Raw genomic sequence first — 23439 nt, forward strand, 5'->3', positions numbered from 1 at the left:
CTAATCCCTAATCCCTAAAAAAAAATGAAATACTGTGCTTTTCTCCGTGGTGTCAACGTAAAAGGAACCAATATGAAAATGGCTGATGTATGCCAGGTTTTTAAAGATGCCGGTATGAAAGACGTAAGTTCAATATTAGCTTCCGGAAACATTGTATTTTCTTCAGACAAGAGTGTGGAGGATTTAAAGACAATTCTGGAAAAAGCCATGTCTGATCATTTTTCTTATGAAGCCTTTCTGTTTGTAAAATCTCAGGCAGAGACAGAGGTTTTCTGGAACAGTATTCCCTTTGAAAAGAATGATAATTTCCATATTTATAGTTTTGTTGGGATTCCAGGCGTTGAAAAAGTTCTGATGGAAGAGTTTCAGAAAGCGGCTCAGGCAGAAAATGAAAAGGCAGAAATTATCAATGATCTATTTTACTGGCAGGTTCCGAAGGGGAACACTTTAGATTCTACCTTTGGGAAAGTTTTAGGAAAGAAAAGTCTTAAAGATCAGTTTACCAGCAGGAATGTGAATACGTTTGAGAAGGTTTTAAAAAAGATGAATTAAAAAAAGCAGGTTCATTACTATATGAAGTCTGCTTTTTCAATATTTAAAATCTGTCTGGATTATTTTCGCTGCTCCAGTTGTTCCAATGCCTCATTACTTTTATGTTCAAATTGGAAATTCTGGAAATCTTTACTTTCAGGAGTTTCAAGATGGAACCTTTTTAATGCGGCTACAGATATCTTTACATTTTCCCCTTCAAAATCCAGAACATGGCCACCGGATTTTCTGTCCGACGAAATGAAATGAAAATGGAAACCCTTGATATTAATGCCGTTTAAATATTCGGGAAGATAAAAACCAACTAGAGTACCTTCAATATCTGAGAAATCAAAAATCTTCTGTTTGTCGGAAATAGAAGTTAATGCAGGAAATGGTTCTTTTTCTACGGGAGGGAAAGCTCTGGTTTTCACATGGGTAAATTTTCCTTTTATTTTAATGGCAAACATTGAATTTTTACCTGGTAGAATTTTATTGATTTCCTGTAGGGCAGATTGATGATCCACCTTACCTTCAATAGTGAAAGTATGATCCGGTCTGAAAAAAGTAACAAAAGCCAGAGAGGTTTTAAACTGATCTTCCGGAGTGATAGTCTGGCCCGTAGCTTTCGTCTGATATATCTGCCCATCCAGAATTGTAAGTTCTCCGTCCAGCATATCCGGTGCACCCAATCCGAAATCGCCTTTTGATTTTAACTCTTCCAGTGAAAGTGTTCCCTTATAAAGACCACTTATAAATGCATCTGCAATTCCATACTGATATAATTGATTGTATTTTGCTGGTTTCATTGTGTGATCTTTTGCTGTATTTGTGAATAAAGAACTGCTGTTATCCGTTTGCTGTGCATTGAAGTGATTACTTGCTGCCCATAAAATGAAATAAAAGATATTTTTCATTTTATCGCTGTCCTCCAATGGCTAAACCTCCGTCTACCAGAATACTTTCGCCCATTACAAAAGAAGCAGCGGGGCTGCTTAGCCATAAAACCAGTTCTGCCACTTCCTCAGGGGCTGCAAAACGTCCTATTGGGGCATGTTTTTTTAAGGGTTCTATTGCTTCCTCGGCGTTTTCTCCCGGAAAAAATCTGTCAAACATAGGAGTACGTATGTATCCCGGCTGAATGCTGTTGATACGTATTTCTTCAGATGCTGTTTCAATGGTCAAGGCCTTTGTCAGTCCGTCTACTGCGGCTTTACTTGCTGAATACACTGCTGATCCGTAAGATGCTCCTCTGGCCAGCCATGAAGAAGTGTTGACGATTACTCCTCCGGTTTTTTGCTTTTTAAACTGTTCAATTTCGTATTTGCAGGCCAGCCAGATGCCTTTAGTATTGATATTCATTACTTTGTCAAATTCTTCTTCGGAAGTATTATCAATACTTGAAAACTGTCCTTCAATTCCTGCATTATTGAATGCAATATCTAGCTTCCCGAAGTACCTGATAGTTTCATTAATCAGATGCTGAACCTGGTCACTTTTTGAGACATCTGTCTGTACAAAATGTACATTATGATCTATTGAACGAAGAGTTTCTAAAGCTGTATTCCCCTGTTCTTCCCTTCGGCCGGCGATGACTACCCGCGCACCGTTTTTTAAAAATAGTTGTGCAGCAGCCAGCCCGATACCTGTAGTACCTCCGGTGATAAGCGCTGTTTTTCCTTGAAAAGTTGAATGTGTCATAATTTGTTATTTAGATGACACAAAGTTCGGCTGTGCTGTCATAAAATAATTATGCAGAACAAATCAAAGGTTATGATTTGGAAAGAATTCTTTTTCTGAACTGGTTGGGGGAATCTCCGGTTCTTTTTTTGAACGAAATGATGAAATTGGAAGAATGTTCAAAGCCAAGGCAGTAAGCAATTTCGCTGATACTCCAGTTGCTGAACTGAAGCAGGGATTTTGCTTCTTTGATGATCCGGCCGGTAATCCAGTTGGAAGTTGTCTGGCCGGTTGTTTCCCTGAGTGCTTTATTCAGATGGTTAGTGTGTATGTTCAGCTGGGTGGCAAATTCATTAGCATTTTTTAATAGCATAACATTATCGGGGCTAACCGGAAACTGATTTTCGAGAAGCTCTGAAAATAATGTGCTGATACGTTCGGCAGCATTTGAATGTTGATCATACACTTGAGGTGGCTGCATTTTCATAGCCTCATGCATGATGATCTGGATATAGTTTCTGAGAAGACTGTACTTGTTTTCATAATCAGACTTCGCTTCATCCAGCATATTTTCATATATATTTCTCAACAGTTGTACACTGGTTTCATCAGGAAAAAATACATGATTTCCACCTGCTTTAAATAAGGATGATTGAGACAGGCTTTGATTTTTAAGTTCCGGGCTTACAAATTCCTCGGTAAAAAGGCAGAAATAACCGGTCTGCACTGGAGAATCAGGTTCCCAGGAATAAGGAATCAGCGGATTGAGAAATATAATGGAAGGGCGGTCAATCTTGATGAATTTATCTGCATAGCTCAATATTCCCGTTCCTTCACACATCATTGATATTTTATAGAAATCTCTTCGGTAGACAGGTTTTAAGCTTTTGCTGCACTCAAAATCCTCTCTTCGGTATACGCTGAAATGAGCATCCTGATCATATTCTTTTCCGTGCAGACTATAAAATTCTTTCAAAGTTTCTCTTGCTTTCATAGTATAAAGTTATAAAATAATAAAATATAGCCGGTAATCAGGAATGGTTAAAGCCTTCAAATAATTTCCGTTTGTGAAACTTTCTCAGTATTTTTACTGAACTTTTTAATTACAACAAAAATGATTCAGTATTTAGATAATATTTCGCACAAAGACTCAAAAAACTTTTTCCTTATTGCCGGACCTTGTATTATTGAAGGGGAAGATATGGCATTGAGAATTGCTGAAAAAGTAATCAGTATTACAGATAAATATAATATTCCTTATATTTTCAAAGGAAGCTTCAAAAAGGCCAACAGAAGCCGTGTAGACTCTTTCACAACCATTGGTGAAGAGAAATCTCTTGAAATCCTTAAAAAAGTAGGAGAGACGTTCAATATTCCTACAACAACAGATATTCATGAAAATGAACATGCAGCATTGGCGGCACAATATGTAGATGTTTTACAGATCCCCGCGTTCCTTGTACGTCAGACGGATTTATTGGTGGCAGCAGCACAAACAGGAAAATGTGTGACTTTGAAAAAAGGACAGTTCCTTTCACCGGAAGCGATGAAGTTTGCCGTTCAGAAAATTACAGATTCTAACAATCAGAAAGTAGCCATCATTGAAAGGGGAAATTCTTTCGGATATACAGACTTGATCGTAGATTACAGAGGTATTCCTACCATGAGAGAATATGCTCCTGTGATTCTGGACGTTACACATTCTCTGCAGCAGCCTAATCAAAGTTCAGGCGTTACAGGAGGAAGACCGGATCTTATAGAAACTGTTGCCAAAGCAGGAATTGCAGTAGGTGCAGATGGAATTTTTATAGAAACACACCCTACACCGGAAACCGCATTATCTGATGGTGCCAACATGTTAAGATTAGATTTATTAGAAGATTTGTTACAAAAACTAACAAGAATTAGAGAATCAATTTTGTAATTGTTAAAAAAACATTAATTTTAGAAATTCTAAAACATTTCTTTTGAAAAAACTAGTTTTACCGCTAAGCCTTATGGTCCCTATGCTGATTTTCTCCCAACAAAGAAAAAAGGATACAGCGACCACTAAAGTGACCGATATAGAGGAAGTTGTCTTCCAGAAAAAAACAACAGGAAGAACCAACGACCTTACCAATGTGAGAATTTCAGCAAAAGAAGCAAAATCTGTAGCTTCTATCAACGGTGGAATTGAAGGATTGCTTAAAACACTTCCTTCCGTAAACTCCAATACCGAGCTGTCTTCCCAATATATGGTTCGCGGTGGAAACTATGATGAAAACCTTATCTATATTAATGATATTGAGATTTACAGACCTTTCCTGATCAGAAACTCACAACAGGAAGGAATGAGTATCATCAATCCGGATATGGTTTCTACAGTGAATTTCTCTGCAGGAGGATTTGAAGCCAAATATGGTGATAAAATGTCTTCTGCTTTAAATATCTATTACCGTGAACCTGAAAAATTTGAAGTTTCAGGAGAAGCCAGTTTAATAGGAGGCAGACTGACTACAGGCCTGGCTTCAAAAAACAAGAAGTTTACGGCTTTATTTTCAGGTAGATACAGAAATACCAATCTTGTTCTTAATACATTAAAAGAAGATACTGACTTTAATCCAACGTACTGGGATTTCCAGTCTTATCTGAATTATCATGTCAGTGATAAATTCTCCATGTCATTCATCGGATATTATTCCAAGAATGATTATGAGATGATTCCTAAGGCAAAAAGTGTAACATTTGGAAGCCTTCAGCAGCCTATAACAGTAAATATAGGATACACAGGTAAAGAAAATGACCAGTATAAGAATATGATGGGTACATTTTCCATGAACTATAAGCCGACTGACAAATGGAAGCTTACTTTGGATGCCTTTGCCTATCAGAACAGGGAAAGAGAATATTATACAATATATTCAGGATACGAGCTTCAGACATTTGATCCTGTGACACAGCAGCCTGTTACCTCTTTTGATGTTGGTGGACAGATAGAACATGCAAGAAACGACTTATTTGTAAGAACATATGGAACTCAGTTCAGAGCTAAATTTTCTCCCAATGTGAATACTGACTTTGAAGTTGGATTTAAATATGAGAAAGAAAACCTAAAAGATCTTACTAATGAATGGAAATTGGTAGATTCTGCAGGATACAGTCTTCCAAGACCGGAAGTTATCGATCCGAGAACCGGAACTACAGGAGATCTTAAGCTTGCTTATTATATTGCCGGACAAAACAATATCGAACCTACAAGACTTTCAGCTTACGCACAGTATTCACAGAAGTTCTACTGGGGAGCCAGTAAAGTATTTGTGAATGCGGGAGTACGTGTTGCCAACTGGAGTTTCAATAAAGAAACTATTTTCTCTCCAAGAGCACAGTTTGCTATAAAGCCTGATTGGGAAAGTGATATGTTGTTTAAAATTTCAGGGGGTATCTATTATCAGTCTCCCTTCTATAAAGAGATCAAAGATTTAGACGGTAATTTTAATTCTAACATAAAATCGCAGCGCTCTATCCAGGTCATTCTTGCCAATGATTATGAATTCCAGATGTATGACAGGCCATTTAAACTGACTACGGAACTTTATTATAAGAAAATGGATAACCTGATTCCATATTATATGGATAATGTTAGGATCCGTTATTCCGGGCAGAATAATTCTAAAGGATATGCGTATGGTATTGATACAAGATTATTTGGTGAATTTGTACCTGGTGTAGATTCATGGTTATCTGCGAGTTATGCAAGAGTATATGAGAATATTGATGGAAGAGGAGATATTCCGAGACCTACAGATCAGAGGTTAAGGTTTGCGATGTTTTATCAGGACTATATGCCAAGTTTCCCGTCTATGCGTGTAAATCTTACTTTGGTATATGCTATGGGATTACCTACAGGAGCTCCGGTAATGTTCAACAGTAACGGACAGCCTGATTTTGGTTCAGCTTATAATTATCAGCAGACTCTTCCTGCCTATAAAAGAGTAGACTTAGGATTGACAAAGGTATTTATCGATCCGAAAGAAAAAAATAAAAGATCCGGTTTCTGGGGTAATTTTGAGGAACTGACATTAGGTGTTCAGGTTTTCAACGCATTCAACATCAACAATACTGTTGCTAACCAATGGATCACAGATTATAACAGCAATTATATGTATCCGGTTCCGGTACGTCTTACAGGACGTTTCTTTAATGTAAAACTGGAATTCAAACTATAAAATTGAAATGTAAGCAATGGCCTTCATGAAAATCTGCCTAATTTGCTTAATCTGTGAGAGAAAATAATAAAATAAAAAGCTTCTGAATTTTCAGAAGCTTTTTATTTTCCAGAATTTTATAACAACATTACCAAATTCTATAACAACGGTTTCAGAGATATTTTTACCTTTGTCTTACCAATGAAAAAGATTCTAGCCATAGTGTTTTCTATTTTCTACTTCGGGTTTTCTTCCGGAGCAGCTTTTAGCATTCATTATTGTATGAAAGAATTTGTTTCTGTAAGCCAGAAAGCAGATGACATCTGTGCAAAATGTGGTGTTAAGGAAAAAAAGGGATGCTGCAAAACGGAAATCAAAATAGTAAAAGTAGACGATTCTCAGAAATCTGATTATCTTAACGTTGATTTCTTAAGTGCGGTTTCAGATATTCCGGTGAAACATCAGTTTACTTTCATTGATAAATCTTTTTCTGCAACGAAGTTTACTCAAATTCAGATCAATGCACCGCCAGAATACCGGCCGGTACCTATTTATATCAATCATTGTAATTTTAGAATTTAGAATCTGTCAGTCGTTTCAGGTATAATACAACTTATACTGTTACGGGCGACATGTCCTGACGCATTTACTGATGCGTAACCCATTATTCTTTATTAAAAATTAATTCTAAAATTTAAAACAATGAAAAAATATATCATCACAGCAGCTTTATCATTATTCTCAATCGTTTCATTATCAGCTCAATCTAAAAAAGATGCTCAGGTCTCAAAGCTGTATCAGAACTATATTGCTATCAAATCAGCTTTAGCTTCAGATGATGCTGACAAAACTTCAAAAGCAGCAGTAGAATTCATTAAAACAGCTTCTGCAATTGATTATAAAGTAGTTTCGGAAGGAAATCTCAATGTTCTCAGAAAAGATGCCTCTGTCATTTCTGAGGCGAGAAATGTTGCCGCACAAAGAGAAACCTTTTTAAATCTTTCAGACAATATGATTGCTCTGACCAAACAATTCAAACTTTCTGACAAACCAGTCTACGTTCAATATTGCCCGATGGCAGACGGAAGCTGGCTAAGCAATGAAAAACAAATTGCTAATCCATACTACGGAAAATCTATGCTTTCATGCGGAAGTGTAAAGTCGGAGATTAAATAATTTACGTACAGTTCTTTAAAATAATAAGTTGCATGGCTTGAATTATAATTAACTTTAAGCTGTGCGGCTTCTAAAAAGTTCGAAATATTATGAAAAAGCTGATAATGTTTCTGGTACTTTTGTTCTCTGTATTGAATTTCGCTCAAACTACAAAAAACGTTTATACTTGTCCGATGCATCCTGAAGTGGTGTCCTCTAAACCTGGAGACTGTCCGAAATGCGGAATGACCCTGGTGAAAAAGACTACTGCCATAAAATCGGAAGCGAAATCTATAACTGAGACAAAGACAAAACCCTCGGAAACAAAAATAAATAAGGGTAAAATTGAAAAAATAGATCATAAAAATATAAATAATGCTACTTATGCATGTCCGATGCATCCGGAAGTAGTTTCAGACAAGCCGGGAAAATGTCCGAAATGTGGGATGGAACTTGAGGAAAAAGAAGATCATTCCCATACAGATAAATCGAAAGAAGAGGGTTCTGTTTTAAAAAGAAACTCTGAAAACGGAAGAATTACTTTTGGAGGAAAAACGGTTCGTTATGATCTCTATGTAAAAGATACCATTGTTAATTTTACAGGAAAAAACAGAAGGGCAATTGCAATTAATGGTAAACTTCAGGCTCCGACTCTATATTTTACGGAAGGAGACACTGCTGAGATCTATCTGCACAATATGCTTAAAGAAAATACAGGACTGCACTGGCATGGAGTAATTCTTCCTAATGAACATGACGGAGTACCATACCTTACAACAAAACCCGTAACGCCCGGAGAAACTCATTTATATAAATTCAGAATCTCTCAAAACGGGACGTACTGGTATCATTCTCATGAAGCGCTGCAGGAACAGATAGGTATGAATGGTATCCTGGTTTTCAAAAAAAGAGAAGGAGAACCCAAAACAGAATACAATGCTGAGATTCCGGTATTGCTGGGAGATTGGAGTGATGACGATCCCATGCAGATTGCAAGAAGACTTCATATGGCCAATACAGACTGGTATGCGGTAAAGAAAAACGCTGTACAGAGTTACTGGGAAGCGATTAAATCCGGGAATCTGGGAACAAAAGCCCTGAATGAATGGAAAAGAATGGAAGCCATGGATGTAAGTGATGTCTATTATGATAAATTCTTAATTAATGGTACTCCAAGCTCAGAGTATTCTGGTCTGAAAGCTGGTGACAAAGTAAGACTGCGAGTCGCTAACGGTGGTTCATCTACCTATTTCTGGCTGAATTATGGCGGTGGAAAGATAAAAGTGGTTGGAAACGATGGTAATGATGTTGTTCCGGTAGAAGTTGACCGTCTGATTGTCGGAGTTTCTGAAACGTATGATATTGAAGTAACTATTCCAGAGAATAAAAGCTTTGAATTCAGGGCGACTTCTGAAGACAGAATAGGACATGCCTCCCTTTGGCTGGGCTCTGGTGAAAAAATTGAAGCTCCCAATCTTCCAAGGCTGATGCTTTTTGAAGGAATGAAAATGATGAACGGCATGATGGAGATGAGCGGAAATATGAAGCCGATGAATATGACGATGGGAAATCAGATGATGGATATGAACGAAGTGATGTATCCGGAATTATCTGAAAGCCAGAGAAAAACTACGGCAAAGCATATCAATGAGATGATGGGAATAAAAACCAAAGAAGATAAAAATGAAGATCATTCTCAACACTCAGGTATGGAGATGAAGGAAGAGAAAACAATCAAGAGACTGTCTTATAATATTCTGAAATCTCCTGAAAAAACCATTCTTCCTGCGGACAGCATTCGGGAAATGAAATTTACGCTGGAAGGAAATATGAACCATTATCTGTGGACATTGGATAACAAAACCGTAACAGAAACAGATAAAATAATGATCAAAAAAGGAGAAGTTCTTAGGATTAAACTATATAATAATTCTATGATGCGCCACCCGATGCACCTTCACGGTCATGATTTCAGGCTGATCAATTCAAAAGGAGAATATTCTCCCCTGAAAAATGTAGTGGATATCATGCCGATGGAAACGGTGACAATAGAATTTGCAGCCAACCAGGATGGGGACTGGTTTTTCCACTGTCATATTTTATATCATATGATGGCAGGAATGGGAAGAATCTTCAGTTATGAAAACTCAAAACCGAATCCACAGCTCCCGAACAGAAAACTGGCCTGGAAAAATTTTATACAAGATAATAAAATGACCAGTTCTATGGCAATGCTGGATGTTGCAAGCAATAAGATCCACGCAGAAACAATGACGATGTTTGGACCAAGATGGGCCAACCTGAATGAATTTCATTCCAACTGGAATTTTGATCATTTTGAAGGGAGTGCAAAAGTAGGTCGTTTTCTAGGGAAATTCCAGTGGGCATTGCCTTATGCAGGATTCAGAGTTCAGAAAAATCATGAGATCATGGAGAGACAGATGTCAGAAGATCTGGGAATGGACTTTCATGGTAAAAAGACCTGGTTTGGGCAGCAGAAAGCTTCAAAAAACAGATTTGCATTAATAATAGGGATGCAGTATGTTCTACCCATGTTGATTACGGCTGATGCAAGTGTAGACCAAAACGGGAAAGTATTATTAGAACTTAGCCGTGAGGATATCCCACTTTCCAGAAGACTGAGAGGAAACTTTAGTGTCAATTCCGACGGTGAGTTTTCTACAGGACTCAGATATATTGTACAAAAATGGTTTTCCCTTTCCGGAAACTATGATAAAGAGATAGGTTGGGGTGCTGGTGTTACTTTCACTTATTAAAAAAGCTAAATTATATTAAAAAAGCTGTCTCATTGAGGCAGCTTTTTTTGGTTAGGTAAATGCTAGTATAGAGTTTTTTTTGTAAACGCAAAGAATAGGTAATTCTAATGCTTAATTTTAGGTGGCAAAGAACTGCGACTTTGTCGCTGATGAAGCTTAAGTAATACATTCGCTTAGAAAGAATCAATGAAATTGATTCCGGCTTTGCTCCCTTAAAATATTACAGGTTAAAGATGGAACCTTTGCGTTTAAAAAAACACATAACCATTTTATTACAAAGTGTCTTTAAAAGCTTTCTAATTTTAAATATTTATTAGATAGTTATGGCTTGATGGAGCGCTGATTTTTTAAAAATAAAAACCACCTTATTTTCATAAGATGGCTTTATATAATTTATATAAATGCTTTTATTTAGAAGCTCCTGCAGCTTTTTCAGTTTTTGCTGGTGTATAAGTCACTTTTGAAATATCAACGGTCATTTCTTTCAGACGTTTTGCTACATTTTCAGGCATTTCTTTCTGATATCTTCCCCCAATTACTTCTGCAAGGAATTTTTCGGTTTCAGCATACATTGCCATGCTGTTTACAGGTTTACGGAATCCATGGCCTTCATCATCAGCAAGAATATAGTTAACCTTTTTGCCTTTATCACGAAGCGCAATGACAATCTGATCTGCTTCAGCCTGTTTTACTCTTGGATCATTAGCTCCCTGAACAATCAGTAATGGCTTATTGATTTTATCTACACTGAATAAAGGGCTTGCTTCCTGCATGCGTTTTTTGCCTTCTTCAGTTTTGGGATCACCTACCATCCCATAAAGGAAAGCGCGTGCAGCCTCCCAATAAGCAGGAACTGAATCTAATAGAGTAAAGAGGTTACTTGGCCCTACGATATCTACACCTGCAGCATATACGTCTGGGGTAAATGCTAATCCTGCGAGTGTTGCATATCCACCGTAGCTTCCTCCCATAATCACTACTTTATTTTTATCTGCAATTCCCTGATCAATAAGGTATTTTACGCCCCAGGTGATATCATCCTGCATTAGTTTTCCCCACTGAAGATCTCCGCCATTCTGGAATTTTTTACCATAACCGCCACTTGCTCTGAAGTTTGGTTGCAGTACAGCATATCCCCGGTTGGCTAAAAACTGTACTGTTGAATTGTATCCCCAATAATCCCTCGGACCTTTTGGACCTCCATGGACCAAAACAACTATAGGAACATTTTTGCCGGATGAACCTACAGGTAATGTCAGATAAGCCGGAATTTCAAGGCCGTCACTGCTTTTATAGCTGATAGGAGTCATAGCTGCCAGATACTTTTCAACTTTTTTTAATTCTGTTCTTGGAGTATACTGAAATAGCAGCTGTTTTGTCTTGGCATCGAAGAAGTAAGCTTTAGAAGCATATTTATCACCTCCCACAGCAACTAAAAATTTAGAATAGTCGTTGGTTGAACTTGAAAAATTAACTTCTCTTCCAGGGAATTTACTTTGCAGAAATTTATAGTTTGCCTCCCAGGTTTTGTCTTTCCAGTAATACTCTGTTTTATCTCCGGTATAAGAGGTATAAATCATCTTTCTGGTATTTCTGTCCAGGAACAATCCTCCGAAATCCACTTTATCTTTAGGATCGCTTTCTATTTTTGTAATCTGTTTGGTTTTCGGGTCCATCAGGAATAAGGTAGATTTGTCAAGATTTCCTTTGTTGGTTACCAGATAGAATTTAGAATTATCTTCGTTCCAGTTTGAGATATAGGCGCTTTCTGTTACTAAAGTCTCATAAATAGGAGTGAGTTTATCTCCTTCTTTATAAAAAAACTGGGTAGTTCCCTTATCATCTGTTTTGGACAGAACTCTTAATTTTTCATCCCAGTCAAATTCATAGCTTGTGATACGGTCTGTATTCTCGTAAATCTTTTTCAGTTCGCCTGTAGAAATTTTCAATGAATATAAATCATGCCATGCCTTATCACGATTGTTCAGGCCAATCATCAATAGATCAGGATCTTTTCTGCTTACCATGTAGATCTGGGCAGTTACATCTTTAAGAGGTGTTATATTCCTTGATTCCGGAACTCCGGTGGTTACTTTTGCCATGGGATCAACGGCGAAAATATTCATGTTTTCATCACCATTACCATCTTTTACATAAAGAATATACTTTCCGTCTTCTGACCAGAAATATCCATTCATTGGGCGCTTGCTGTCTGTTAGGGGGCGTGCTTTTTCAAAAGGTTCATCAATTTTTTTTACCCAGATATTCATGATGCCTCCATATTCTTTCGTAAAGGAAATCCATTTCCCATCCGGACTCAATTGTCCTCCGGAAATTTCCGGGTTACCAAAGAATAAACCTCTGTCCAGTACCGGGACCTCCTGTGCTCGTGCTGTATGAACTCCTATAAGTAGGAGCAATACATAAAAGATTTTTTTCATGTTGTTAATTTTTAGTTGTTATTAATAAAATCGAATATAATTTTTTAAATTTTATCTTTTTCTTACGATTGCAGTCTCTACATTTCCAGTTCAATTATCTTTTTAGCCATTTTCTGATTAATGCTTTCAGGAATCAGTCCCATTAGAAAATTACGGAGCGAATTTCCCTTTTCCCATTGAGAAACCTTTCCGATATTGCGACTTGTATTAACAATATAATCTACTTTTTTCTTTCTGATATTTTGGAATTTTTCAAAAATGATATTGAAATCCTGATGCTCATCCAGTAATTTTCCAATGATATAAGCATCTTCAATGGCCTGGCAGGCACCTTGTCCCATATTGGGAGTTGTAGCATGTGCGGAATCTCCAATCAGACAAAGATTTTCAGAGTACCATTGAGGAATAGGAGCGAGGTCGGAAATGATATTACAAATAATATTTTCATTCGTTGTAGCTTCAATAAGTTGTAAAACTAATGGAGCAAAATCCTTAAAGATCTCTGCAATTTCAACATGTCTTTCAAAACTTTTTTCATTGATACAGGCGTACCAGTACACTTTTTTACCAGAAATTTTTACAAATCCAAAACGTTTTCCTTTTCCCCACATCTCAAAAGCTTCCTGATGATGTTTTTCCGGCAGATCAAAATCTACCAGACCACGCCAGCATTTTTGCCCGGAGTTCCTTATGCTTCCGGTTTTCAGGATCTGATTTCGGACAGGAGATTTTATGCCATCTGCTCCAAAAACGATTTTACTTTCAATCCGGTTTCCATTTTCAAAGTCTAAAATATAGTTTTCCTCTTTTCTTATTTTTTGTAATGAATGGTTCAGTATTATGGAATCAGAATTTAAATTTTCAGCTAGGATTTTCTGAAGATCCGCCCGGTGAATGGCAACATTACAGGAGTTGTACTTAGTTTCCAGCTCCAGAATTTCTGTTTTTGAAATAAGCTGTAAGGATTCGTTAGCGATAATAATTCTGTGAATTTTATTACCTGCATTTTCAATCTTTTCTTTTAAACCCAATCGGTCAAAAACCTGCATTGCATTTATGGCCATCATAATTCCAGCTCCCACAGGTTTTATTTCGGGAGCAGATTCATAGATCGAAAAATCATACTGGTGCTGTTTCAGTACATTTCCGAGGGTAAGTCCCCCGATTCCGGCTCCGATGATTGAAATGGTGTTCATAGACATTATTCAACTTATAATGTTAAAATATAGCTTTCCGATACCTTTTTAAAACCGTACTTACTAAAAAAGTTGTGAGCGCCATGATTATTGACTCCGCTTTCCAGAAGAATAAAGCTGATATTCCAGTTTTTAGATTCATGAATAGCCTTTTCCAGAAGAGTACTTCCAAGGGATTGGCCTCTCACAGACTGATCCAGAAGCATGTCTTCCAGAATCGCATACTTTTTAAAAGGGCTGTTGATCACGTTGAAAACCATCATGCCGACAATTTCCCCATCTTCATTTTCTGTAATTAAAATATTCAGCTTGGAACTGCCATCAGAATTAAAATCTGTAATCAGTTGTTCTGTCAGAATCACTTCAAGATCAGGATTCCAGTGATGTGAATCTATAGCTCTTCCGGACATCATTTCGCCATGAGAAATATAAGAGTCTGTTTTATGGGTAATAAAAAAGTCTACGAGTTCTTTTACGCGGCTTTTATCGGTAAGCCATTGGGTTGTATATTTCATGAGGTGTAATGGTGTTTATTTTAATTTTTTCAATTCCTCCAGAAGTTGATTCTGCTTATTGATGAATTGATTGAGATTGTCTGTTTTCAGAGGATGAGCGTTTTGATATTTTTCAATCTCAGGAAGGGTCTTTCTGATTTTAAATACAATATATTGATCATAAAGCACTGCTTTATTTGCCTTTATTTTACCGATGAGGTCTCTGATAGCTTGCGTTTTTACATCATATCTTGCAGAGCTTACCTTTATTTCTTCTTCAATCTGTTTTTTGGTAATGGAATCGGTTAAAGAGCCAGATAATGTAGTAGCATCATTATAGTATGTTTCTGATTTACCAATAATATCTGTATATTCTGAAAGCACCGTTTCAGCTTCCTTTGAATATTTTCTATTCTGTTGTCTAGTTCCTGTAAGGATTTATCATTTTTTATAAGCTCCTCATAGATTTCATGAACAAGATTTCCGCTACGTGAGGAGTATCTGGTATTTTTCTTAATAGATTCTGAAACTGAAGATTCAGCATTATCAACTGCATTTTCTACCACAGGAGCTTGCCGTAATTTATTTTCTCTGCAGGAAAGTATGGATAAAGCCAGGGTAGAGGCGAAGAGTATTTTTTTCATAGTCTGTTTTATTTTGGTGTATTATCAACATCATATCCCAATAACTAAAATTAGTCAATTAGATTTTATCGCAAATGAATAGAGGATATGATTTTAATTAGTTGAACAAACGGTGAAAAATGTTACAAAATTCTACAGATTGAATGTAATTGATCCTATTTGTTGCCTTTGGAGTAAATAAAAAAAACGGAGCCTGAAAACAGACTCCGCCTATAAAATTTTTTACGCTAAAATTATTTACCCAGGTAAGATTTAAGGATCTTGCTTCTGGTATTGTGTTTTAGTCTCTTAATTGCTTTTTCTTTGATCTGACGAACTCTCTCTCTTGTAAGATCGAAAGTTTCACCAATTTCCTCTAAAGTCATTGGGTGTTTTCCGTTCAATCCGAAGTATAATCTTACCAAGTCAGCCTCTCTAGGCGTCAAGGTATTCAATGCTCTTTCAATCTCAATTTGTAGAGATTCAAGCATCAGATCTTTATCAGGACTTGGAGATTCTCCTGAACGTAATACATCATAAAGATTAGAATCTTCACCTTCTACTAAAGGTGCATCCATAGACAGGTGTCTTCCGGAGTTTTTCATAGATTCTTTGATATCTTCTTCGCTCATGTCAAGAACTTCAGCCAATTCTTCCGGAGAAGGTGGTCTTTCATTTTCCTGCTCAAGGTGAGCGTATGCTTTATTGATTTTGTTGATAGAACCAATTTTATTCAACGGAAGTCTTACAATTCTTGACTGCTCAGCCAAAGCCTGTAAAATTGATTGACGGATCCACCATACTGCATAAGAGATAAATTTGAAACCTCTAGTTTCATCGTACCTTTTTGCCGCTTTCATTAATCCTAAGTTACCTTCATTGATCAAATCGGGTAAAGAAAGACCTTGATTTTGGTATTGCTTAGATACAGAAACTACGAAACGAAGGTTGGCTTTGATTAATTTCTCCAATGCGGCTCTGTCGCCAGCACGTATTCTTTGTGCCAATTCTACTTCTTCGTCCGCAGTGATCAGTTCCACTTTACCAATTTCCTGCAAATACTTGTCTAATGAAGCAGTTTCCCTGTTGGTAACCTGCTTAGTGATTTTTAATTGTCTCATTTATTTTATCCTCAAAAAAGAGTTACTATAATATATACGTATGAAAAGGTAGAAAGGTTACACAAGGTGCAGTATTTTTTGTGGAATGTTTAATGTACAATATGTTAATGTCTTTTTTATATTGTGTAATTTGTTGAAAAACAATATGTTGGTTTTGTTTTTGGTAAAGTGTTTTTTTGTATAATGTAAAAAAGTAAAATGTATGAATGTGATTTCAATAGTATTTTAGTTTTTTTGATAATGAGTGTTTTGTATTTTATTTCGTTTAAAATTAAAGTACACTATTAAATAGCAAAAAATTAATCAAAGCAATCCTTTGTACAGATTATTGTTTCTTAGCTTTCCCTAAACCCTAAACCCTAAACCCTAAACCCTAAACCCTAAACCCTAAACCCTAAACCCTAAACCCTAAACCCTAAACAAAAAAAACGAAACCGAAGTCCCGTTTTTATATCTAAGAATATTTATTTTAAGCTGTCTTTGATTACTTAATCTACACAACTTACAATCCGTATTTAGAAAAGCTCATTTAATACTTTCGCAAGTCTCAATCCTCCGTATAGAAGTTGCCTTTCCATCGTTTCATTGAATTTATACTGATAGTCGTAAGATAATTTAGAATCGTTAGGAGTCTGTGCATAGATCTTGTTGGCAATTTTATGAGAATCATATAACCAGTCTTCCAGTGTCCCGGATTGTATCTGTGCTACTTCTTCTTTAGATTTGATATCTAAAAGCTTAGAATATTCCGTGTAACTGTATTTTTGAGAATCTACCAATTTTCCGTCCCAAACAGAGTGTAAATTAGTTTTTTCCCCGAAATAAGTAACATTGATTTTGTTTCCACCTAAATCTTCCGCTCTTCCTACGTGAAGAGGCTGTGCAAGATCTCCCATAATATGGATAAGGAAAATTAAAGCAATTTTTCTGTCTTTTTCAGAAGTGTTTTTGTCTTTGATCTGGCTAGACAAGGTGTTTACCTGAGTGTAAAGACTTGGTCCTGCCTGTGCTTTTAAATTTTGTTCAAAAGCTTTAAAATCAGTCATTGGATCGATGTTTACATAATGCCATGATGAAGCCTGCTTCCATGCGCCTGTGGTATCAGATTTGATAAAATCCGGCCAGTTGGCCCAGTAAGCCAGACGCTCTTTTCCCATGATCTTTTTAATCTCTCTTCTTGCTTTGCGGGAAAGGTGGTTTTGTGCAATGTCTGCAATAACCCTGTGTCCCGTTAATCCCCACGCATAAGAATAAAGTGAAGAGGCCATGAATGCTAAAATCAGAATTTTAGAATAAATACTTTTCATTTTAAATAACAATTTTCAGTCTGCAAAGATACGGCCCGCTTTCGGAATGAGCATGCATTATCCTGAATTTATTCCATAAGATGATGTTAATAAAATTTAATCTAAATAAAATCCCTATTTATGTTACGTTTGCAAACTTATATTTTTCAGAAGTAATTAACGAGAAGCAGGGGAGCGTAGAATTGAGAATAACAGGACGTGAGATCCTTTATATAAAAAAGGAAGCCCAAAAAACTTAATCTCAACTTTAAACCTTGAATTTTAAATTCTAAACAATTGATTCTGAACAGGTAATTTTAAATTAAAAAAAGCAAATGAACTTTCTATTTACCGTATTTTTACGGAATTTGCTTGAAATTATTCCTTTTAATGTCAATAAATTATTATTTTTAGGATAAAATTATTAGAAAATATTTTTTCAAACTTATGAGATATATTATCTTTACAAGTCATAATCAGAGGAAACACTATGTATGAGACTAATATTGTAGATATGCATTACAATAAGCTGCAGACAGACTTTAAGGCTGAAGCTGTGGCTGTTAATCTATTGAAATACCACCGTGCGGTAAGCAATATATTTATTGAGCGTGTAGGCGTGAACGACCGTGCTTACCTGAAGGATATAAAGAGCATTTCAAGCAGCTATTTAGGATTTGATGAGGAAGTATTTACCATAGAGAGTTACAGAGAGGGTATTTATGACTATCTTCCGGAAGGATTATTTCATCCGCCATCTCTTGGAGCTTCCAGAAAGAATGTAGATACTGTGGTAAGGGAAATCCGCAAACAGAAAAGGGTAGAAGATGATGCCCGTAAGTTTTTCCGTCCTTTTGAACTGGAAGTTTTTTTTACGGAAATCAGTGCTTTACTTAAAGAATCAGAATTTGATATTACAAGCAATACAGATTCTTTATTGGAAACGGTAAGTGAGCTTTGGCCTCTGATAAAGATGCTGGATAAACAGAATGCTTATATTTTTATGCATATTCTGCCGTTTTTCCATCATATTCGGGGAGACAAAAAATGGTTTGAGAGATGTATGACCGCTTTTCTACAGGTACCGGTAAACGTAACTTTTTCACCCAATATCATTGATGAGATTGAGAAAAATGATAATTCCATGTTATTGGGAAATTCAAGATTAGGAGTCACCTATATTCCAAGCGGACCTCATATGGACGGGCAGCGAAACTGGGTGGTAAATATTGGTCCGATTCCTTATGAAGACATGAAAAAATATATCCCGGGAAGTCTGTTCAGAAATGTACTTCAGTCACTGTATGATTATTTTCTTCCGGTAACAGTTGACGTGGAAGAGAATTTTGTTACAGAAAAAGAGGAATATTCATTCAGTCTTGAAGACGATGGAAGAAATGCCAGCCGCCTTGGATACTCTACATTCCTCTAAATTATTTTATTATATTTACAACTACCAACAAAGTATAAATTCGAAAAGAAACAAATGGAAATTTCTTCAGTAAAAGGTATTTTTTTAAGGTATATCTTAATGCCTTTAATCGCAATTATTATGATGGTTATACTGGGTGTAATCCGAAGAAATAAACCTGCGATAAAAATTAAAGTAATTATTATATACGTGCTTCTGTGCAGTTTATGCCTGGCCATACCGGGATTTTTCGGATTTGCCGGAAATCTCTTTAATCCGTACTGGTATCTCATCGCACAGGTTATTTATCTTATTTTTGGGATTATTCATGTGAATTTATTGCATAAGTATTTCAAAAAGCACATCGATTCTCTGGCAATGAGTATTCTGTTTGAGTCTATACTTTCATTGACGTGTATCGCTTTGGGAGGGTATCTTTTTACACTGATCTTTAACTGGATGAGTAAAGGAACAGGATATGCTGTAATGGCGGCAACAAGTATGCTGATCTTTGTAGTTCCGATGGTATTTTACTATTGTTATATCCAGTTTATCACAATTCCTTTTGATATTTATAAAACATGGAGATATTCACCAGAGCAGAAGCTGCCTGATTTCGAGGGTGCAGATTTTGACAGATTAATGGTATTGAATGTTGAACTGAGCAAAAAACTAGAAGATACCAACCGTTTCAGAATCAAAGCGAAAACACTTCCAACGGGAGTTACTTTCGGAGATTGGTTCTACAGGGTAGTAGATGATTACAACCATAAGAATCCAGGATCTGTTATTCATCTTTCAGACGAAGGAAATGAGCCATACTACTGGATCTTTTACACTAAAAAATCGTTTTTCAGCTTTAGAAAATATATAGATTTCGACCACGACATTACGACAAACAGCATCTCTGAAAATGAAGTGGTGATTTGTAAGAGAGTTATTCAGCATGAAGAGGAGGGAGTCACAAGAAAATCATAAACACAAAAATTAAAAAGTATTAAACATGATACAGCCTATTAAACATTTTGCAATCAATTGGGTGGATGGGATGAAAGTTTCCCAGAGACACCTGAATGATCAGGATAATTTCTTAATTGATACCATCAGAGATTCTAATTCCCTTGGAATTACTACATATAACTACGGACTTCTGCCTATTTCCAATGAATTTACAGACCGTACCATTTTTGATGTTCACAATACAGCAACTAATGATGTACAGCTGGTCATCAAGCGTTGCAGTGCCGTTACGATGGCAGGATACCGCATTGAACTGACAGACAGAAGAATCAGCGTGAAGTCTCTGGCGAAATCAATGAACGAAGAGCAGGCAGATGGAGAATATTATATCCTAATCTCTGTAAATCCTTTTGATAAAGTTCCATTTGGTGATATTGACCCTGAGGAAATTCCGCCACGTCACCCCAGTGCACAGCCGAATCACCATATTGAACTGCTTCCTGTAACTTCTTTGAACAGCAGCTACTCGGGAGGTAATTACCTTATCATTGGGAAAGTAGATTTAAAAGGAAACATTGCGCAGGTAGATTCCAACTTTATTCCACCTTGCACTTCTGTACAGAGTCATCCGGCTTTGGTGGAGTATTACAGCAGCTATGCAAAGTCTATCGGGAATCTTCAGCAGTATGCTTTTAAAATTATTCAGAAGACGTCTCATAAAAATCAAAATACAGCTTTGGCACAAAATGTTAAGTTTCTGTGCAGTACAATGGTAAATACATTTGGAGATATGTATTTCCAATTCAGAAATATTACCCCTTGGCAGCCACCAGTATTTCTGATTGAGTCTTTTGCAAGATTAGCCCTTCATCTATATAATTCTACACAGCTTCTTGTTCCTGCTGAACTGGAAGAAATGCTGAACTATAGTTTAGAATGGAGTGAGATTGCCCCTCATACTTTATTGAACCAGCTTTCTATTGTAGCAGAAACCAATTACGATCATCATAACTGTGGTGAGCCATTGCTTTACATTCAGCAGATGCTGAGAAGCCTTGAAACAATTTTCTCTAAACTAAGCGAACTTGATTACATCGGTCAGAGAAAAGAAAACATCATCGTTAACGAGCAGGAAGTTTCTACTAATACAAACCCTAAGAGAGGTTGGAGTGTTTTAGATTAAAATCATGTATTAAAAATAGAGTCCCGGATGAAAATTCGGGATTTTTTATGCGGGTATACAGAAAAAATTAAAAGTAAATTTGCTTTAAGGATTGATAAAAATGAATTTAGAGGTTATCAGACAGGAAACGCCGGGGTGTTCGGATAAAATATTTTTAAATAGTGCAGGCGCATCATTAATGCCTAAGGCTGTTGTAGACACTACGGTTAAATTTTTATATGAAGAACAGGAGTTTGGAGGATATGCGACTGTGGTACGAAACTCAGCCCATATAAGCAGGTTTTATGAAGAGACTGCGAAACTGATTAATGCAAAACCTTCCAATATTGCATTTGTAAGCAGCTCAACAGATGGTTACGCAAAAGCTTTGTCCAGTATTTCTTTTGTAGAGGGAGACTGTATCATTACTACCAATGATGATTATATATCCAATCAGATTGCTTTTATTTCTTTGCAGAAAAGATATCATATTGAAATCGTCAGAGTTGCTAATCTGCCTGACCACGAGCTGGATCTTGAAGATTTTGAAAATTTAATCAAAAAGCATAATCCTAAATTAATTGCTGTCACCCATATTCCTACCAATTCTGGCTTAATTCAAAATATAGAAGGAGTGGGGAACTTATGCAAACAATATAATGTTCTTTATCTTGTGGATGCCTGTCAGTCTGTAGGACAAATTGTGGTAGATGTTAAGAAAATCAATTGTGATTTTCTGACAGCAACGGGAAGAAAATTTATGCGGGGACCAAGGGGAACAGGATTTTTGTATGTTTCAGATAAGGCCTTAAGAGAAAACATGTATCCTTTATTTTTAGATAGCTTTGGAGCAAAGTGGACTTCTTTTGATGACTATCAGCTCAATGGTTCGGCTAAAAGATTTGAATTTTTTGAAAGACCTTATGCTGCTTTGTTGGGATTTACAGAGGCCTTACGCTATGCCAATATTATTGGGATAGATCAAATCGAGAACTACAATTGTACGTTGGCAGATACATTAAGGATCAATCTGCAGAAGTATGATTTCAGAGTTTTGGACAAAGGAAATAGATTAAGCAGCATTGTTACCTTTTGTCAGGCGGATGGAAAGGTCGAAAAGATTCACAAAATATTGAGTGAGAATAGAGTGTTTTTTAAAGAGAATTATAAAGGAGATGCATTAATTGATTTTACCACTAAAAATGTAGATCATGCCATTCGGTTATCACCCCATTATTTTAATACTATGGAAGAAATTGAAAGAGTGTCACAACTTTTAGAAAATATTAATCATTAGAATGATGGCTTTAAAATTAGAGAGCCCTGGCGAATGCCAGGGCTCTCTAATTTTATTTTTTGTTCAGAAGATCAAGAGTATGTTCTACGTGTCCACCTCCTTTCCATTCATCGTGACCGGGAATAATCAGGGTTGCCTGTGAATATTTGTTTTTCAGTTTTGTCATGGTTAGCGGCCATTGTGCTACGTTGGCTTCTCCGGTATAGCCAAGGTCAACTGCTGCTTTACTTTTCACAAGACATCCTCCGTCCAGTATTTTATATTTTGGAAACCAGACTACTACATTATCGGCAGTATGTCCTTCACCCAGAAAGTCTACTATAAATTCTTCTCCGCCAATGCGGTAAGGTTTTCCAGTTTTTATAAGTTCAGTAGAAGTTGCTTTTCCTTCTTTCTTTAGAATTTCATTGGTTTTCGCTGTAGCATAGGTTTTAATTCCTTTCTTGTTGTAAAAGCTTAAATCTCCGGCTCTGTCTTCGTGTGAATGGGTAGCAAATACAGCAATAACAGGAAGATTATGTCGCTTCTGAATCGTGTCCAGCAGACTTTGGTATTGTGATTTCTGCCATGGAACATCAAACAAAACAACTCCTTTTTTGGTCACCAGATAAACTGCATTGGTAGAATATTCTTTACCTCCGAATACTCCGAAAGTTTTATAAATATAAAAGTTAGGCTTAATTTGTGGTTCAATAACAAAATCTCTTACCTGAGTGGTCTGAGCATTTGCCAATGGGCTTAATAACATCGAAATAATAAAAAACGGAATGCTTTTTTTCATAATTTTTTAAGTAATAATTAAAGATTAGCGTTCGTCAGAAAGACAAAGCCTGTGGAAAGTTCTGCAAACGTAGTTAAAAATAAAATTTCAGGTATTTTATGAAAGAAAGTTTAACCGTTTTTTAACAGTATCAACATATAGATTCTGTAATAGCTTAAAAAATTAAAATCAAATATTTCTAAACCATTAAGATTATATTAGGTTGTTAAGAGTATTAAGACAAATGCGTTAAGTTTAACCATCAGAATAATTTATCTTAATTATACTTTATTCCTTAAATGCTCTTAAGAGTTTAAGCTTTTAAATGTCAAACCTAACAGGTTTTTGAAACCTGTTAGGTTTA

General features: G+C 36.3%; 21 protein-coding genes. 10 read left to right on the plus strand and 11 right to left on the minus strand.

What is annotated here, in order from left to right:
• Positions 1 to 24: 24 nt before the first annotated feature.
• Entirely contained in the window at positions 25 to 552 is a 528-nt protein-coding gene (locus SFA27_RS10510; protein WP_047374562.1) for a DUF1697 domain-containing protein, read from the plus strand.
• A 59-nt stretch (positions 553 to 611) separates the two neighbouring features.
• Here the strand turns inward: SFA27_RS10510 and budA are convergent, their stop codons facing one another.
• The 3 genes from budA to SFA27_RS10525 all read right to left on the minus strand — a co-directional run bounded on the left by budA (position 612) and on the right by SFA27_RS10525 (position 3202).
• Entirely contained in the window at positions 612 to 1445 is an 834-nt protein-coding gene (budA, locus tag SFA27_RS10515) for an acetolactate decarboxylase (protein WP_407297997.1), read from the minus strand.
• Position 1446: 1 nt separating this feature from the next.
• Entirely contained in the window at positions 1447 to 2229 is a 783-nt protein-coding gene (locus tag SFA27_RS10520) for an SDR family NAD(P)-dependent oxidoreductase (protein ID WP_407297998.1), read from the minus strand.
• Positions 2230 to 2299: 70 nt separating this feature from the next.
• Positions 2300 to 3202 (minus strand): AraC family transcriptional regulator, encoded by a 903-nt coding sequence (locus SFA27_RS10525; protein ID WP_407297999.1) that lies wholly within the window; start codon positions 3200 to 3202, stop codon positions 2300 to 2302.
• Between the two features lie 120 nt (positions 3203 to 3322).
• Here SFA27_RS10525 and kdsA point away from each other — a divergent pair, with 120 nt between their 5' ends.
• The 5 genes from kdsA (at position 3323) to SFA27_RS10550 (ending at position 10324) form a co-directional block, all read left to right on the plus strand.
• Entirely contained in the window at positions 3323 to 4132 is an 810-nt protein-coding gene (kdsA, locus tag SFA27_RS10530) for a 3-deoxy-8-phosphooctulonate synthase (protein WP_264517835.1), read from the plus strand.
• 43 nt (positions 4133 to 4175) lie between these two features.
• Complete coding sequence (locus tag SFA27_RS10535) at positions 4176 to 6413, plus strand: TonB-dependent siderophore receptor (RefSeq protein WP_047374572.1); 2238 nt, start codon at positions 4176 to 4178, stop codon at positions 6411 to 6413.
• A gap of 180 nt (positions 6414 to 6593) precedes the next feature.
• Positions 6594 to 6974, plus strand: coding sequence for an HYC_CC_PP family protein (locus SFA27_RS10540; protein WP_264517836.1), 381 nt, complete (start codon positions 6594 to 6596; stop codon positions 6972 to 6974).
• Positions 6975 to 7094: 120 nt separating this feature from the next.
• A complete protein-coding gene (locus tag SFA27_RS10545; RefSeq protein WP_407298000.1) occupies positions 7095 to 7568 on the plus strand; it encodes a DUF3347 domain-containing protein in 474 nt (157 codons plus the stop codon).
• Positions 7569 to 7657: 89 nt separating this feature from the next.
• Positions 7658 to 10324, plus strand: a complete 2667-nt coding sequence (locus SFA27_RS10550) for a multicopper oxidase domain-containing protein (protein WP_407298001.1) — start codon at positions 7658 to 7660, stop codon at positions 10322 to 10324.
• Positions 10325 to 10731: 407 nt separating this feature from the next.
• On the opposite strand, the gene SFA27_RS10555 is transcribed toward SFA27_RS10550, so the two are convergent.
• The 7 genes from SFA27_RS10555 to SFA27_RS10585 form a co-directional block, all read right to left on the minus strand.
• Positions 10732 to 12765 carry a S9 family peptidase gene (locus SFA27_RS10555; RefSeq protein WP_407298002.1) on the minus strand — a complete coding sequence of 678 codons (2034 nt, stop codon included), beginning with the start codon at positions 12763 to 12765 and terminating at the stop codon, positions 10732 to 10734.
• Between the two features lie 77 nt (positions 12766 to 12842).
• Positions 12843 to 13961, minus strand: coding sequence for an FAD-dependent monooxygenase (locus SFA27_RS10560; protein ID WP_407298003.1), 1119 nt, complete (start codon positions 13959 to 13961; stop codon positions 12843 to 12845).
• A gap of 14 nt (positions 13962 to 13975) precedes the next feature.
• Entirely contained in the window at positions 13976 to 14476 is a 501-nt protein-coding gene (locus SFA27_RS10565) for a GNAT family N-acetyltransferase (RefSeq protein WP_047374583.1), read from the minus strand.
• Between the two features lie 15 nt (positions 14477 to 14491).
• Positions 14492 to 14839, minus strand: a complete 348-nt coding sequence (locus SFA27_RS10570) for a hypothetical protein (protein ID WP_407298004.1) — start codon at positions 14837 to 14839, stop codon at positions 14492 to 14494.
• Positions 14761 to 15099, minus strand: a complete 339-nt coding sequence (locus SFA27_RS10575; RefSeq protein ID WP_407298005.1) for a hypothetical protein — start codon at positions 15097 to 15099, stop codon at positions 14761 to 14763. Before SFA27_RS10575 ends, SFA27_RS10570 begins: the two co-directional genes overlap by 79 nt.
• Positions 15100 to 15332: 233 nt before the next feature.
• Positions 15333 to 16199 (minus strand): RNA polymerase sigma factor RpoD/SigA, encoded by an 867-nt coding sequence (locus SFA27_RS10580; RefSeq protein WP_002979276.1) that lies wholly within the window; start codon positions 16197 to 16199, stop codon positions 15333 to 15335.
• 515 nt (positions 16200 to 16714) lie between these two features.
• Positions 16715 to 17506 (minus strand): S1/P1 nuclease, encoded by a 792-nt coding sequence (locus SFA27_RS10585; protein WP_047374592.1) that lies wholly within the window; start codon positions 17504 to 17506, stop codon positions 16715 to 16717.
• Positions 17507 to 17999: 493 nt separating this feature from the next.
• Here SFA27_RS10585 and SFA27_RS10590 point away from each other — a divergent pair, with 493 nt between their 5' ends.
• The 4 genes from SFA27_RS10590 to SFA27_RS10605 all read left to right on the plus strand — a co-directional run bounded on the left by SFA27_RS10590 (position 18000) and on the right by SFA27_RS10605 (position 22315).
• Entirely contained in the window at positions 18000 to 18917 is a 918-nt protein-coding gene (locus SFA27_RS10590; RefSeq protein WP_407298006.1) for a type VI secretion system baseplate subunit TssG, read from the plus strand.
• A 54-nt stretch (positions 18918 to 18971) separates the two neighbouring features.
• Positions 18972 to 19874, plus strand: a complete 903-nt coding sequence (locus tag SFA27_RS10595) for a TssN family type VI secretion system protein (RefSeq protein WP_047374597.1) — start codon at positions 18972 to 18974, stop codon at positions 19872 to 19874.
• Between the two features lie 25 nt (positions 19875 to 19899).
• The gene (locus SFA27_RS10600) at positions 19900 to 21039 is read left to right on the plus strand and encodes a hypothetical protein (protein WP_047374599.1); all 1140 of its coding nucleotides are present in this window, start codon (positions 19900 to 19902) and stop codon (positions 21037 to 21039) included.
• A gap of 100 nt (positions 21040 to 21139) precedes the next feature.
• Positions 21140 to 22315, plus strand: coding sequence for an aminotransferase class V-fold PLP-dependent enzyme (locus SFA27_RS10605; protein ID WP_407298007.1), 1176 nt, complete (start codon positions 21140 to 21142; stop codon positions 22313 to 22315).
• A 52-nt stretch (positions 22316 to 22367) separates the two neighbouring features.
• On the opposite strand, the gene blaIND is transcribed toward SFA27_RS10605, so the two are convergent.
• Entirely contained in the window at positions 22368 to 23096 is a 729-nt protein-coding gene (gene blaIND, locus SFA27_RS10610) for an IND family subclass B1 metallo-beta-lactamase (RefSeq protein WP_264517844.1), read from the minus strand.
• Positions 23097 to 23439: the final 343 nt, after the last annotated feature.

The organism is Chryseobacterium sp. HR92 (assembly GCF_045689405.1).
GTDB lineage: Bacteria > Bacteroidota > Bacteroidia > Flavobacteriales > Weeksellaceae > Chryseobacterium > Chryseobacterium viscerum_A.

What these genes read in the sequence shown, in the direction of transcription:
- SFA27_RS10525 (WP_407297999.1), bottom strand. Translation starts at nt 3,202, where the DNA reads ATGAAAGCAAGAGAAACTTTGAAAGAATTTTATAGTCTGCACGGAAAA.
- SFA27_RS10580 (WP_002979276.1), bottom strand. Translation starts at nt 16,199, where the DNA reads ATGAGACAATTAAAAATCACTAAGCAGGTTACCAACAGGGAAACTGCT.
- SFA27_RS10550 (WP_407298001.1), top strand. Translation starts at nt 7,658, where the DNA reads ATGAAAAAGCTGATAATGTTTCTGGTACTTTTGTTCTCTGTATTGAAT.
- SFA27_RS10575 (WP_407298005.1), bottom strand. Translation starts at nt 15,099, where the DNA reads ATGAAAAAAATACTCTTCGCCTCTACCCTGGCTTTATCCATACTTTCC.
- SFA27_RS10520 (WP_407297998.1), bottom strand. Translation starts at nt 2,229, where the DNA reads ATGACACATTCAACTTTTCAAGGAAAAACAGCGCTTATCACCGGAGGT.
- SFA27_RS10555 (WP_407298002.1), bottom strand. Translation starts at nt 12,765, where the DNA reads ATGAAAAAAATCTTTTATGTATTGCTCCTACTTATAGGAGTTCATACA.
- SFA27_RS10600 (WP_047374599.1), top strand. Translation starts at nt 19,900, where the DNA reads ATGATACAGCCTATTAAACATTTTGCAATCAATTGGGTGGATGGGATG.
- SFA27_RS10595 (WP_047374597.1), top strand. Translation starts at nt 18,972, where the DNA reads ATGGAAATTTCTTCAGTAAAAGGTATTTTTTTAAGGTATATCTTAATG.
- kdsA (WP_264517835.1), top strand. Translation starts at nt 3,323, where the DNA reads ATGATTCAGTATTTAGATAATATTTCGCACAAAGACTCAAAAAACTTT.
- SFA27_RS10605 (WP_407298007.1), top strand. Translation starts at nt 21,140, where the DNA reads ATGAATTTAGAGGTTATCAGACAGGAAACGCCGGGGTGTTCGGATAAA.
- SFA27_RS10540 (WP_264517836.1), top strand. Translation starts at nt 6,594, where the DNA reads ATGAAAAAGATTCTAGCCATAGTGTTTTCTATTTTCTACTTCGGGTTT.
- SFA27_RS10545 (WP_407298000.1), top strand. Translation starts at nt 7,095, where the DNA reads ATGAAAAAATATATCATCACAGCAGCTTTATCATTATTCTCAATCGTT.
- SFA27_RS10510 (WP_047374562.1), top strand. Translation starts at nt 25, where the DNA reads ATGAAATACTGTGCTTTTCTCCGTGGTGTCAACGTAAAAGGAACCAAT.
- SFA27_RS10565 (WP_047374583.1), bottom strand. Translation starts at nt 14,476, where the DNA reads ATGAAATATACAACCCAATGGCTTACCGATAAAAGCCGCGTAAAAGAA.
- blaIND (WP_264517844.1), bottom strand. Translation starts at nt 23,096, where the DNA reads ATGAAAAAAAGCATTCCGTTTTTTATTATTTCGATGTTATTAAGCCCA.
- SFA27_RS10585 (WP_047374592.1), bottom strand. Translation starts at nt 17,506, where the DNA reads ATGAAAAGTATTTATTCTAAAATTCTGATTTTAGCATTCATGGCCTCT.
- budA (WP_407297997.1), bottom strand. Translation starts at nt 1,445, where the DNA reads ATGAAAAATATCTTTTATTTCATTTTATGGGCAGCAAGTAATCACTTC.
- SFA27_RS10560 (WP_407298003.1), bottom strand. Translation starts at nt 13,961, where the DNA reads ATGAACACCATTTCAATCATCGGAGCCGGAATCGGGGGACTTACCCTC.
- SFA27_RS10590 (WP_407298006.1), top strand. Translation starts at nt 18,000, where the DNA reads ATGCATTACAATAAGCTGCAGACAGACTTTAAGGCTGAAGCTGTGGCT.